We start from the raw sequence: 13269 nt of genomic DNA on the forward strand, positions 1-13269 counted from the left end.
CAATGAGCTGGCTATGACAAATTTACACGAATTATTATCTGAATAAATTTAGGATAATTGCTATTCTGTTATTTTCATCCTGCGGGTAATCTCGAATTATTTCTGCAACTGATTGCAACTGATTGCAACTGAGAATGATGCGAAGATTTGGAATTTTGAATCTCGCTGGAAGTGCGACTAAAGAAACCAGGATTAAAAAATACAGGAGGACTATCAATACTAAAATTTTGTTGAATATTATTTTGATTTCTGTCGTTTTCACCATCTATTTTTTTGAGAGCTTCTGGTTTGAAATCAATAACACTACTGCTTGATTTTCTTAATTTTTTCTTATTTCCAATAGGATCAGATTTTGACTGAACCAGTTCCATTTGTTGCGCACTATCTTCAATAAGTTTAGATTTTAGATTACTAAATATATCTAATTTTAACCGAGCCAATTCTGCTCGTTGAGCACTACCTTTAATAAACCAGGCAAAAAAACCAGTGTTTCGCTTAATGGTATTTTTCAAGGAATGTGCTAACTCAGCAAATTGATTATTAAATGTATCAGTCCAACTTTGTAAAGCATGATTAGGTTGATTGCGCTTTGTTCCGTGCCTTGTTGCTTCTATCTCCTGAAATATTCTAAATAATTCACCCTCATAAGAAGTAAGAACATCATTATGTTGATTTTGTTTAAGTAAAATAGTCTTTGACTCTAGCAAAATATTGTGTAAACGACACAATTCACTTAGTTTAGTTTCGAGAGATACTCCTGAAATTAGATCCTTTAATTCCGTATCAATATTCGATAAAATTTTCTTTGGTCTTAGAAGAACATCCAGAAACCGTCTAAGCCACGTGAAAGGAGAATATCTGCGGGATAATCTTTCATTTTGAGCCGCTCTACTAGTTTCATTACCCATCACACACCCCGCCTCGTTAATATGATTAAACATCCCTCGTGAATTTAAGCTGGTTTTTTTTTTCGATTTGTTACATTTAAACCATTTTTGCTTATAATTCCCACTCTAGCAGCAAAAACTTAACAGAATGCGACAAAAAAAATAAAATACTGCGGGGTAACACGGTGAAAAATTGAAGCTAGGATGATGCAGCGCAGAAAGCATATTAGCCACAGCATTTTTTATATTTTTTGCCACTGCCGCACTCACAAGGTTCATTACGGCCAGGTTTGGCAGCAACTGTATTGCTATCGATATAAAACCATTTCCCTTGGTGACGTGCAAATACACTGATTTCTTGTAGGCGTTGCAGTTGGCCTTGGGTTTGATAGCTCGCGATAAATTCGACGGTGGCACGGTTAGGATTATCTGTAACTTGCGCCTCTTTAAGCACTTGTAAGCCTAGCCACGTCACGCTCTTAGCCCAAGTTTGCGCAGCCGATCGATTAAATCCTTGCAAAGCTCGCCCGCGCATGGTGTTTTCAATATAATCGATATTCCCTGTGGCATATGCGGTGTAACGCGAGCGCATTAATTCACCCGCAGTGGCAGGCATTTGCTGTTGATCGATAAATCGTCCGCAACACTGTTGATACAGTTCAGGATGGCCACAGGGACATTGCATAATCGCTACCTCTTAGCCAGCTCCAAATGCTCGGCATGATACACCGCCCATTCTAATCCGGGTTCACTGGCTTGATCGAAATAAATTTTTGCACGATATTTTTGTATCATGGGATCTTGAGTACTTAATGACACCGGATAACATCCGCTGAGTAAACTTACAATAATAATTAATCCCCAATATCGCATGCTTCATCCTTAAAACTAAATGCTGCCGTTAATACCTTAATCGCGGTTAAACTGGGTGCACCAGCATCGCCGGTGCCGCAGTAACCACCATCCGCGTGCCCTCGCCGCTCAATTGCACTGCTTTGCCACTGGCGTAGCCTAAATAATAGCAAGCATTTAATTGGCTTACGATCACACCCACGATTAAAATTTTCCACATTTAAAATACTCCTGCGTTATACTCAACGCCATCGCAGTGTAACATAAATTGTATCATGCCAGAATTACCCGAAGTGGAAACCACCAAGCGCGGTGTGGAGCCCCATATTACAATGAACACTATTCGAGACATCGATGTTTGGAACTCGCACTTGCGTTTGCCGGTGAATCACGACTTAACCTCGCGATTGCGCAATCAAACGATTTTCAATATTCATCGTCGCGGTAAATATTTATGGATGACATTATCAGCGGGCTATTTATTAATTCATCTTGGTATGTCGGGATCGCTACGAATTTGTCATACTCCAACCCCCCGCAAAAAACACGATCATATTATTTTGCATTTTGATCGAAATATAGAATTACGTTACCACGATCCACGACGTTTTGGTTTATTTTTATGGCAAGAAGAATCGCCATTGCACCATTCCTTATTACAAACACTTGGCGTAGAACCGTTAACCGCCGAGTTTAACGCACGCTATTTATTAGCGCAGGCCATCACTCGCCGCATTGCCGTCAAAAGTTATATTATGGATCATCATGTGGTAGTCGGGGTGGGTAATATTTATGCCAGCGAGGCATTATTTTTAGCCAACATTCATCCACAGCGCTTCGCCAATACTTTGGAATTATCAGAATATGCCCGCTTGGTAAAATACATTAAATTATTATTGCGACGAGCAATTCAAGTGGGTGGCACTACCCTACGCGATTTTGTCGCTGGAGATAGCAAACCCGGTTATTTCAAACAATCTTTATTGGTTTATGGACGTGAACATTTAGCCTGTGTGAAGTGCGCATCCACTTTGCAAAGTGTGAAAATTAATCAGCGCAGCAGTGTGTTTTGTCCGAATTGCCAAATTTAGCGTAACATTCATTTCTCTAAGAGCCTGATCAAAAAAAGGCTCCTAAGCCAATTTACCATCTACTAACACAATTTGTCTCTCGGCTAATTTTGCAAATTCTACATCGTGGGTAACATAAACGATTGTCGTTTTTTGTTCCCGATTAATTTGACGAAAAATATCCATGACCACTTGGCCATTGGCTGAATCTAAATTACCCGTCGGTTCATCGGCAAAAATATATTGCGGTTGCATAATCAATGCGCGAGCAATGGCAATGCGTTGTTGTTCTCCGCCCGACATTTGCGCAGGAAATTTTTGTGCCTTTTTCGCTAAATTAAAAGTATTTAGTAAATAATAAGCGTAATCGATAGTGGCTTTTTGTTGATGAATGCCATATTTGCGCGCGGGCATTAAAATATTTTCCAGTGCCGTTAATTCGGTTAATAAATAATGAAATTGAAACACAAACCCAATGTGACGATTGCGAAATGCATGCAAAATTGCACTCGGGGTAGTTTGTGTGTGATAGTCGTTGATAATCACATCACCTGTGCTTGGAAAATCTAATGTGCTGATAATATAAAGCAGTGTGCTTTTACCCGAACCCGAGCGCCCAGTGAGACTCACTAATTCACCGCTTTTGATTTCAAATGAAATGTTATGCAGGACGGTTTGTTCCACACTACCAAAAAATTTTGAAACATTGCGCACACTGATCATGATTTAGGTTCCACTCTCACGAATAATATCAATCGGCGTCATTTTGCTAGCATGATTAGCAGGTAAAACGCTGGCAATTAATGAAGAAAGTAAAGCTAATAATAAACCGTAACCATAAATACTCACATCATAAGAGATGCGTAAATAATTAATTTTTCCTGTGCTATCGCGAAACATAGGAATGGTAGCCATATAGCGACAGGCTAAAAATCCCAGCATTAATCCAATGAGCCCTCCCATTAAACCCACAATTAATCCTTGGTATAAAAATAATTGCCGAATTTCTTTAGGTTCATAACCCATGGCGCGCAAAATCGCAATTTCTTTTTTCTTTTGATTAATTAATACAGAAAGCACATTATAAATTCCAAATGCCGCCACCAATAAAATTGAAAGCGTCATAAAATAGCGGATGGCCGTTTGCGTGCGAAACACCGCCATCACATTTGAATTCAGTTGATCCCAACTTTGTACTTGATCACGAGTCATCTTCGCCCACTCACTTGCCAAGGTGGCGGCGAGTTTGATGTCGTCAATTTTAATCGCAATGGTTGAAATCTGACTCGGGGTACGATTTATTTTTTGAATGTCCGCTAAGTTTCCATAGGCTATCGTATCATCGATGGTTTGAATGCCGACGTGAAAAATGCCGGCAATTTTAAAGAGTTGTGGTGAATTATTTCCTACAGAAATTAAAACATTACCTCCCATGCGTCCACCCACTTTTGCCAGCAAACCATCGCCAATCACTAAGCGATTTCCGCCACTTTTTAATTGGTTAAAACTCCCCGTTAATAAATAATTACCGAGATTGGTGACTTTTAATTGCGCTTGGGGTTCTGTGCCAATCAGCGTCGCAGCATTAGAAAGTTGACCATTACTCATCAACGCTTGGATGGTTAATTGTGGGGCGAAGGCAACGACGTGTTTATTTTGGCGCAAACGGTGATACCATTCTTGCGGATTTTGAATACGCTCATCATCGCGTCGTCCCGAGGGGGCAATTAACCAATTGACGAAACTTTGCTGACCAAAAAATTCACGTTGCATGCTGTTTGGATTAATGATTTCTTGGCGAGCCGACACGCGAATATTGGCATCGTTATTAATTAATTGATCGCTGACATAACTTTGAAAACCTAACATCATTCCAGAAATAATTACATACGCAGCACTGCCCAATAATATACCCACTAAAATTAATAGTGTTTGTTTTTTACGCGCCAATAATTGTCGTTTAGCTAAAAATAACATTAGGGCATCACCAAAACGTGATCGCTGTCTTGCAAATTATTAGAAATAACTTGAGCTTGGTTATTATTAATGATGCCGATTTTAATTTTTTCTTTGATGATTTTGTGATGGCGTTTAATCGTTACTGTATCATTTTGGATAGCATTGACTGGAATTAATTGCGCTGAAGGGGTGGTATTTAAAATAATTGCCACATCAGAACTCATTTCGGGTAAAATATTTTTAGGTAAATTATCGACTTTAATGCGCACATAAAATTCTTGTTGATTAGGATAAACCGATTCCACAATCCCCTGAAACGTTTGATTGTCTAGGCCATCAAAGCTTACTTTAACCGCTTGCCCTTTGTGAATTTTTACTGCAGCTTCTTGTTCTAAGGAAACCAAAATATAGGCTTCATTTAAATTCATTAAGGTAAGAATTTCTGTTTGTGGATAAACCGTTTCATTTTCGTGTAACGGTAATGAGGTAATGGTGCCAGCAAAATTAGCTCGCACCAAGGGTGAGTCGGTAAATTCAACTAAGGCTTGACCTTTCCGCACATCATCACCCTCTACTACATATAATTTTTTTACTGTGGTCGTGATCCCAAGTTTTAAGTGGTATATGTGTTTAGAGGTCACGGTGCCTAAGCCGTAAATGGCAGTAACCATGGGGCCTCGTTTCACGGGTACCCAACTGTGTTGACGGTGTTTGTGCCAATAAAAAAATATACCCACGAGGATGAGTAATATTATTAGACTGAGAATTAAAACCAAACGACGTGACAGTAATTTCATAGTGATTCTTCTTTAGGTGATCTGAGTTTTTTTTAAGGCTTGCAAAACAACATCGGGAACAAATGCACGCACATCTCCCCCTAGACGAGCAATTTCTCGCACTAAACTCGACGAAATAAACGAATATTTTTCGGAGGGGGTTAAAAATAAACTTTCTAATTCTGGTGCAATGTTACGATTCATACTGGCTAATTGAAATTCATATTCAAAATCAGAAACCGCGCGTAAACCGCGTAATAAAATAGTGGCTTGGTGCTGTTTGGCAAAATCCGCGAGTAAGGTATTAAAACCTACGACACTGATATTGTTCAAATGGCTTAACGCTTGCTGCGCAAAATGGACGCGTTCGTCTAAACTGAACACGGGAGATTTTCCCGTGTTTGCAGCCACCGCGATAATCACGTGATTAAAAATTCGCGCAGCGCGCTCCGCTAAATCGATGTGCCCATTGGTAATGGGATCGAAAGTGCCAGGATAAATTGCTGTGTTTGTCATGTTATTTCCTTGTGGCCTGGATAGCCGTTGCCTGGATCGTAGTAGTAGCCTGGAACGGAGCAGCCTGTAGCCTGGAACGTAGCGCAGCGAAGATCCAGGATCGAAGTTTTAAAATTTCACCGATCCTGGATCTTCGCTGCGCTCCGTTCCAGGCTACTACTGCGCTACGTTCCAGGCTACAAGGGCGCTACGTTCCAAGCTACGTGACTAGCGCCATAAATTGGTTTTTACCAATTCTAAAATTTCATCGCCGCGGCCGTTTAATATAGCTTTGGTTAAATATAAACTAAATCCTTTGATTTGTTCACCGGTAATTTTCGGTGGCATGGCTAATTCACTGCGATTCGTTACAATATCAATGACTGCTGGCGTCGGTGTTTTTAACGCCGTTTCTAACGCAGGATACACTTCGCTTGGATCTTCCACACGAATACCCTCAATTCCCATCGCTTGTGCCATCTGCGCAAAATTCGGATTTTGTAAATCGGTACCAAAATCCAATAATCCTGAGGCTTTCATTTCTAATTCGACAAAGCCTAAGGAACCGTTATTAAAAATAATGACTTTGATCGGCAATTTCATTTGCATTAAGGTTAAAATATCGCCCATTAACATCGCAAAACCACCATCGCCACACAAAGCTACGACCTGGCGATTTGGAAATGCCGCTTTTGCACCAATCGCTTGCGATAAGGCATTCGCCATTGAACCATGATTAAATGATCCTAATAAACGACGTTTACCATTCATTTTTAAATAACGAGCAGCCCACAATGTAACGGTGCCCACATCACACGAAAAAATAGCATCATCCTGCGCCGTTTCACTAATCGCTTTCATCGCATATTGTGGGTGAATGGGTTTGCGCCCGGGTTTACCGGTAGCTAAATCATCTAAATTTTTACGCGCACTGTGATAGTGTTTCAAGGCTTGTTGTAAATGTTGACTAGAGGCATTACGAGTGAGTAATGGTAATAAGACACGAATCGTTTCTGTTACATCGCCGACGACGCCTAAATCCACCGCACAGCGTTTACCAATATTTTCACCGCGAATATCAACTTGAATAATTTTGGCATTACTCGGATAAAATTGACGATATGGAAAATTAGTGCCGAGCATGAGCAACGTGTCGCACGCTTCCATGGCGTAATAACCCGAAGAAAAACCAATTAATCCAGTCATGCCCACATCATAAGGATTATCGTATTCTACCCATTCTTTCGCGCGCAAGGCGTGCACCATTGGAGCTTGTAAGGTGTCGCATAATTGCATGAGTTCCGCATGCGCACCCGCACAACCACTTCCCGCCAAAATTGTGATTTTTTGCGATTGATTTAATAATTTAGCGAGTTGTTGTAATTCGCTTTGCTGGGGAATGATATAAGGTTTTGCTTGTCGCGGCCACGTGGCGGGTTGCGTATAAATAGCTTTTTCTAAGGCGACATCACCAGAAATAATTAATACCGCAACACCGCGTTTGGTGATAGCGGTTTGAATAGCAATAGCCAGTAAGCGTGGCATTTGTTCGGGTGAATGAACAATTTCACAAAAATGACTGCATTCTTGAAATAATTGTTGTGGTCGCGTTTCTTGAAAATAATTTCCACCAATTTCGGGTGAGGGAATATGCGCGGCGATTGCTAACACTGGGGCATGCGAACGATGACTATCGTATAAGCCGTTAATCAAATGCATATTGCCAGGCCCACAACTTCCCGCACATACGGTGAGTTCTCCAGTTAATTGGGCTTCCGCACCGGCGGCAAAGGCCGCAGCTTCTTCGTGACGCACATGCACCCATTCCAAGGTTTTTTTATTCAGTAAAGAATTAGTGATCCCGTTTAACGAATCTCCAACCACACCATAAATCCGTTTTACACCAACGGCTTGTAACGTATCCACCAATACATCCGCCACAGTAGAATTAGCCATGTCTTCTCCTTGAAATTAATGCCGGAAGGAGTAACACATTGAAGGTGCGAAACTCCTGTATTCTTCAGGTTTGAATTTATCACATTAACATTATTACTCGCCATAGCACCCGCGAGAAAATTCTCAGCTCTCTTCGTTTTTACCGCGCCCGCCGCCAAATGGTGTGGGTTTAGGGGAGAAACTTGAACGCATGCTCGGTGATAGTTGTAATAATAAACTTTCGAGTAAGCCTTCAATCTGACTAACATTGCGTAGCTCCGCTTCAAACTTAAGCAGCAGATGATATAGATCGCGCAAACGTTCTTCTGTGGAAAGTGTTTGTGCGGATGAGGTTAAAATAAACCGCAGTTGCCGGATCAATTGCTGTTTAATTTCTGGAAACAACGCACAATAATCGGATTGCAATTCTAATAATAATTTTTCACTTAATGCAAAAATTTCATTACTCGGCATGCGCGTGTTCTCGAGTTTGGGCAAAACGAATATCGGGAAAACGTTCCATGACTAAATTTAAATTCACCCGACTCGGTGCTAAATAGGTTAAATGATTACCGGAATCCAGGGCTAAATTGATGCGATTTTTTTGTTTGAATTGCTCGAGTAATTTTATATCATCACAATACACCCAGCGCGCAGTAAGCACCGAGACATTATCGTAAGCGCACTCTACACGATACTCATTTTGTAAACGATATTTTACGACATCAAATTGCAAAATCCCGACTGCACCTAAAATGAGATCGTTACTATCCAGTGGTCGAAATAATTGTGTAGCGCCTTCTTCTGATAACTGTTGCAAGCCTTTTAATAAGGCTTTAGTTTTGAGGGGATCGCGCAACCGCACTAACCGAAATAATTCTGGTGCAAAATTTGGAATTCCCGTGAATTGCAGTGTTTCACCTTCGCTAAAGGTATCGCCAATTTGGATCGTACCATGATTGTGTAATCCGATAATATCACCAGGCCATGCAATTTCCACTTGTTCACGCTCACCCGCCATAAATTGCAAAGCGTTACTGATTTGCACTTGTTTTTGATCGCGCACATGAAAAATTTTCATGCCTTTTGAGTATTTTCCTGAGCACACCCGTAAAAATGCCACGCGATCGTGATGAGCAGGATCCATGTTGGCTTGAATTTTAAAAACAAAACCGGAGAATTTTTCTTCTTGTGGTGTAATTTCTCGGGTTAAAGTGGCGCGTGGTTGTGGAGGTGGTGCAAATTCAACGAAGGCGTCTAATAATTCTTGCACGCCGAAATTATTAATCGCCGATCCAAAATAAGCTGGAGTTAATTTGGCTTGTAAAAATTGCTGCTGATTAAATTCAGGCGCCGCACCTTTTAAAAGTTCAATTTCATCGCGTAATTGTGTCGCCTGATAGTCTAACACTTCGTCGAGTTTGGGATTATGGAGTCCTTGAATTTGCTGTGCTTGTTGGCGTTGTTCGTTGAGACCACTTTGATATAAATAAATCGTATCATGCGCTAAATGATAAATTCCGCGAAAATGTTTTCCCATCCCAATCGGCCAAGTCAGCGGTGTAATACCAATTTTTAAAATGGCTTCGATCTCATCTAATAAGTCGATGGGTTCACGGGTATCGCGATCCATTTTATTAATAAAGGTAATAATCGGGGTATTACGCAATCGACATACTTCCATGAGTTTAATCGTGCGTTCCTCAACACCTTTTGCCGCATCAATCACCATTAATGCCGCATCAACTGCAGTTAACGTGCGATAGGTGTCTTCGGAAAAATCGGCATGTCCTGGCGTATCGAGTAAATTAAAAATACAGTCGCGATAGGGAAATTGCATCACCGATGTTGTCACCGAAATACCGCGTTGTTTTTCCAATTCCATCCAGTCTGAAGTAGCGTGCCGCGATGCTTTACGTGCTTTGACACTGCCTGCTAATTGAATTGCGCCACCGAATAATAATAATTTTTCAGTAATAGTGGTTTTACCGGCATCGGGGTGAGAAATAATCGCAAAGGTGCGGCGTTTGTGGATAGGGGAATTTTGCATAGCATTCTCAATCAAAATTAAAAATGGATTATACTCGTTTCATTTCTAGATGCGAATAGACTCGCGCGTTTTAAGCGTGGTTTTTAACGCCTTTACCCTCTGAAGCTCTTAGGTTAAATTCAAAACCATCACCAACGCATCTTCGCGCCCATCGGTTGCAGGATAGTAATCTTTGCGCATCGATAATAATGTAAATCCTAGTTTTTTATACAATTGAATGGCGGCTTGATTCGAAACACGCACTTCTAAAAACATTTTGATCATCTGTAATTCGCGGGCTTTGGCAATCATAAAGTTCATTAACCGTTGCCCATGACCTTGATGTTGGGCGTGTTTTGCCAGGGAAATATTGAGTAGGTGCGCTTCACCCACCGCACTTGACATCATGGCAAACCCCAGCATGATCTCCTCTTGCATCATTACCCAGGAAGAATAGCCAACATCGATACAATCCCGAAAAATTTGTTCGCTCCATGGCGCAATTTGCACCTCATCTTCGATGAGCTTGACGTTCCACACGTCTTCTTGGCGCATGGTGCGGATGATTATTTCACTCTTCATTCATTTGTCTCGATCGTGTAGTATGAGCCACAATTTATTCATACTAGGTTTTTATTTATGGGACACCGTTTATCAAAAATTTACACGCGCACTGGCGATGATGGCAGCACTGGTCTTGGCGATGGCTCGCGGATTAGCAAAGACGATATCCGTGTTCAAGCGTACGGCACGATTGATGAATTAAACAGTTTCATCGGCTTGCTGCTCACCGTGCCCAATTTACCTGAAAACCTAGCTGCTTGTCTAATCGAAATCCAACACGACTTATTCGATATTGGCGGCGAATTGTGTTTGCCTGGCACACAGTTTATTCCCGAAAACTATGTTACTCGTTTAGAAAAAAATTTAGACGCCGTGAATGCGGATTTACCGCGTTTGAAAGAATTTATTTTACCTGGTGGAAATACCGCCGCCGCTTACGCGCATGTGGCGCGGACTGTGTGTCGGCGTGCTGAGCGAGAGTTAGTAACTTTAAATCGTATTGCCCCCATTAATTTAGCAACGCTTCATTATATGAATCGATTATCCGATTTATTATTTGTCTTTGCTCGTGCGCTTGCCCGCCAGGACGGTGGGACAGAAGTATTATGGAGCCGGCAGCGTAGCTAATCGAGATTTATAAAATCGGTGAGAATAATCCGGCGAATTTCACTAAAATTTTAAACCATAAAGAATGTTCTTCATACGAATTTAAATTCACTCGATAACTTTTAGTAAAATCCTCCGTCAACATTTGCGCTACTTTCGCTACAAACTGCGCATCGGTGCTTAATGCGGTGATTTCAAAATTAATGTATAACGATCGATTGTCTAAGTTTAAAGTGCCAACGCCTGCGAGTTCATCGTCAATTAATAATACTTTTTGATGCAAAAAACAATTTTCATAGCGATAAAGTTGAATGCCGGATTTAGCAAGCTCGGGATAAAATGAAATCGAACATAAATAAACAAATAGTCGATCATAGCGGGACGGTAATAAAATTCGCACATCCACTCCGCGTAATACAGCTAATTCTAAGGCTTGGAGAATGCTCACATCCGGAACAAAATAGGGAGAAGCAATCCACACTTTATGTTTGGCTTTGGTGATTAAATCTAACAGCATTAGACTAGCACTAGCGATATGATCCGCAGGTCCTGTGGGTAAAATTAAACAGGGTTGATTGTTGGGTGTTTTTTTTACTTGCCAATTCAAATTCACAAATTGATGAGTCGCCCAATACCAATCTTTGGCAAAGGTAATTTGCAAACATTGCACGGCTGGTCCTTGAATTAGTAAATGAGTATCGCGCCAATTGCCAATTTTAGGATCTAAGCCTAAATATTCTTTGCCGTAATTAATTCCACCTAAAAATCCATATTCACCATCAATAATTAAAATTTTACGGTGATTGCGAAAATTAATTTGAAAACGGTTGCCATGTCCGCGGGTCGTTTGAAACGCACTCACCTGGATGCCGGCATCGCGCATTTCTTGCAAATAGCGATCTTTCAAAAAATAACAGCCAATTTCATCGTATAAAAAATAAACTCTAACGCCATTCCGTGCTTTTTGCATTAGTATATTCTTAAATTGATTACCCACCACATCCGGTCGAAAAATATAGGTTTGCAGACAAATATAGGTTGTTGCATCACGAATTTTTGCTAACATGGCGTCAAAAATTTCTTGACCATTAATTAATAACTGACTGTAATTTCCAGATAAAAATCCAACACCTTGAATATCGCGAGCTAAATTTTGAATAGGAAGAAATTTTTCGAAATATTGATATTGAAACGGCTCCAACTGCGAATAAATATTGCTGATGTTATCGCGAAATTCTGCATAAATTTTGCGGTGTGCTTCGGCATAACCATGAAAACGTTTACTGCCAAAAACCAAATACAACGGCAAGGTAATATAGGGGAAAATCAATAATCCCATAATCCAAGCAATAGCACCTTGCGCCGTGCGCACGGTTAACACGGCGTGCGCCGCATAGACTACCCCTAACACATGAATAAGGAGCAATAATAAGCTAGTGATAAAAAATAGATGGTGTAACATCAAGAATTAAAATAATATCGTAGGGTTAATAAATATTTGACATCGATGCCATTATTCGGCGGTTTAATTCCCGCATTAGAATAATGCAGGTAATGCAAACTCACATCATATTGTTGGTGTTGTCCAAAACGCACACCGAGTCCCAATAAATCTTCAAACGACCAATTTGCCCCCAAGCCACGATTCGCTAAATTTTTGGCGCTCAGGGCGGCAATCCCCACACTGGCTTCAAAATAGGGACGCAATGTCCACAAAACGTTGTGATTCGGTTGCAAACGAAATACCGGATTTAATCCAATAATACTAATCGATTTATAACGACCATTGCTATCACCTTTGGTGTGCCAATAAGCAAGATTGGCATCCCAATATCCACCAATCGACCAGCCATCGGAGGGAAAAAGCTGTAAATTCCAGAGTTTCTGAACAGCAATCCGCGCTCCTCGCAAATGCGCCGGATTACCAGCACCTATACTCAATGAGGCACTGTCGATCCCGCTAGCATAAGTAGTCAAACTTAAAATTAACGTCATCAGTCCTATTGCGATGTTCCATTTAAATGTCATAAGTTTCTCTCGTGTTATAGCCTTGTTGCGATTTTTAACATAAAATCGCTCAAATAAAAATACACATT

The 13269-nt window shown here is 40.7% G+C and carries 16 protein-coding genes; 2 read left to right on the plus strand and 14 right to left on the minus strand.

Annotation, left to right across the window (positions count from 1 at the left end; genetic code table 11):
* Window positions 1–74: 74 nt before the first annotated feature.
* From KIT27_03445 to KIT27_03460, 4 genes are all read right to left on the minus strand, one after another.
* Window positions 75–908, minus strand: coding sequence for a hypothetical protein (locus KIT27_03445; protein ID MCW5588697.1), 834 nt, complete (start codon window positions 906–908; stop codon window positions 75–77).
* Between the two features lie 205 nt (window positions 909–1113).
* Entirely contained in the window at window positions 1114–1575 is a 462-nt protein-coding gene (locus KIT27_03450; protein ID MCW5588698.1) for a YchJ family protein, read from the minus strand.
* Window positions 1576–1577: 2 nt separating this feature from the next.
* Entirely contained in the window at window positions 1578–1760 is a 183-nt protein-coding gene (locus KIT27_03455) for a hypothetical protein (protein MCW5588699.1), read from the minus strand.
* Between the two features lie 46 nt (window positions 1761–1806).
* Window positions 1807–1959, minus strand: a complete 153-nt coding sequence (locus KIT27_03460; GenBank protein MCW5588700.1) for a hypothetical protein — start codon at window positions 1957–1959, stop codon at window positions 1807–1809.
* A gap of 55 nt (window positions 1960–2014) precedes the next feature.
* Here KIT27_03460 and mutM point away from each other — a divergent pair, with 55 nt between their 5' ends.
* Window positions 2015–2830, plus strand: coding sequence for a bifunctional DNA-formamidopyrimidine glycosylase/DNA-(apurinic or apyrimidinic site) lyase (mutM, locus tag KIT27_03465; protein ID MCW5588701.1), 816 nt, complete (start codon window positions 2015–2017; stop codon window positions 2828–2830).
* A gap of 42 nt (window positions 2831–2872) precedes the next feature.
* Here the strand turns inward: mutM and KIT27_03470 are convergent, their stop codons facing one another.
* The 8 genes from KIT27_03470 to rimI all read right to left on the minus strand — a co-directional run bounded on the left by KIT27_03470 (window position 2873) and on the right by rimI (window position 10585).
* Window positions 2873–3532: an ABC transporter ATP-binding protein gene (locus KIT27_03470; GenBank protein ID MCW5588702.1), complete on the minus strand. Its 660-nt coding sequence runs from the start codon at window positions 3530–3532 to the stop codon at window positions 2873–2875.
* A 3-nt stretch (window positions 3533–3535) separates the two neighbouring features.
* Window positions 3536–4786 carry an ABC transporter permease gene (locus KIT27_03475; protein ID MCW5588703.1) on the minus strand — a complete coding sequence of 417 codons (1251 nt, stop codon included), beginning with the start codon at window positions 4784–4786 and terminating at the stop codon, window positions 3536–3538.
* Window positions 4786–5565 carry an efflux RND transporter periplasmic adaptor subunit gene (locus KIT27_03480; protein ID MCW5588704.1) on the minus strand — a complete coding sequence of 260 codons (780 nt, stop codon included), beginning with the start codon at window positions 5563–5565 and terminating at the stop codon, window positions 4786–4788. The genes KIT27_03475 and KIT27_03480 overlap by 1 nt, the downstream gene beginning before the upstream one ends.
* A 12-nt stretch (window positions 5566–5577) precedes the next feature.
* The gene (coaD, locus tag KIT27_03485) at window positions 5578–6060 is read right to left on the minus strand and encodes a pantetheine-phosphate adenylyltransferase (GenBank protein MCW5588705.1); all 483 of its coding nucleotides are present in this window, start codon (window positions 6058–6060) and stop codon (window positions 5578–5580) included.
* A 207-nt stretch (window positions 6061–6267) separates the two neighbouring features.
* A complete protein-coding gene (poxB, locus tag KIT27_03490) occupies window positions 6268–7995 on the minus strand; it encodes a ubiquinone-dependent pyruvate dehydrogenase (GenBank protein MCW5588706.1) in 1728 nt (575 codons plus the stop codon).
* A gap of 123 nt (window positions 7996–8118) precedes the next feature.
* Window positions 8119–8448, minus strand: a complete 330-nt coding sequence (locus tag KIT27_03495; protein MCW5588707.1) for a hypothetical protein — start codon at window positions 8446–8448, stop codon at window positions 8119–8121.
* Window positions 8438–10024, minus strand: a complete 1587-nt coding sequence (locus KIT27_03500; protein ID MCW5588708.1) for a peptide chain release factor 3 — start codon at window positions 10022–10024, stop codon at window positions 8438–8440. The genes KIT27_03495 and KIT27_03500 overlap by 11 nt, the downstream gene beginning before the upstream one ends.
* Before the next feature lie 108 nt (window positions 10025–10132).
* Window positions 10133–10585: a ribosomal protein S18-alanine N-acetyltransferase gene (rimI, locus tag KIT27_03505; GenBank protein MCW5588709.1), complete on the minus strand. Its 453-nt coding sequence runs from the start codon at window positions 10583–10585 to the stop codon at window positions 10133–10135.
* Window positions 10586–10642: 57 nt separating this feature from the next.
* Here rimI and KIT27_03510 point away from each other — a divergent pair, with 57 nt between their 5' ends.
* Window positions 10643–11194, plus strand: a complete 552-nt coding sequence (locus KIT27_03510) for a cob(I)yrinic acid a,c-diamide adenosyltransferase (GenBank protein MCW5588710.1) — start codon at window positions 10643–10645, stop codon at window positions 11192–11194.
* Window positions 11195–11201: 7 nt separating this feature from the next.
* Here the strand turns inward: KIT27_03510 and cls are convergent, their stop codons facing one another.
* Together cls and KIT27_03520 are read right to left on the minus strand one after the other, a co-directional pair.
* A complete protein-coding gene (cls, locus tag KIT27_03515; protein ID MCW5588711.1) occupies window positions 11202–12635 on the minus strand; it encodes a cardiolipin synthase in 1434 nt (477 codons plus the stop codon).
* The gene (locus KIT27_03520; protein MCW5588712.1) at window positions 12635–13201 is read right to left on the minus strand and encodes an acyloxyacyl hydrolase; all 567 of its coding nucleotides are present in this window, start codon (window positions 13199–13201) and stop codon (window positions 12635–12637) included. The genes cls and KIT27_03520 overlap by 1 nt, the downstream gene beginning before the upstream one ends.
* Window positions 13202–13269 lie beyond the last annotated feature (68 nt).

The organism is Legionellales bacterium (assembly GCA_026125385.1).
In the GTDB taxonomy this organism is placed as follows: Bacteria; Pseudomonadota; Gammaproteobacteria; order JAHCLG01; family JAHCLG01; genus JAHCLG01.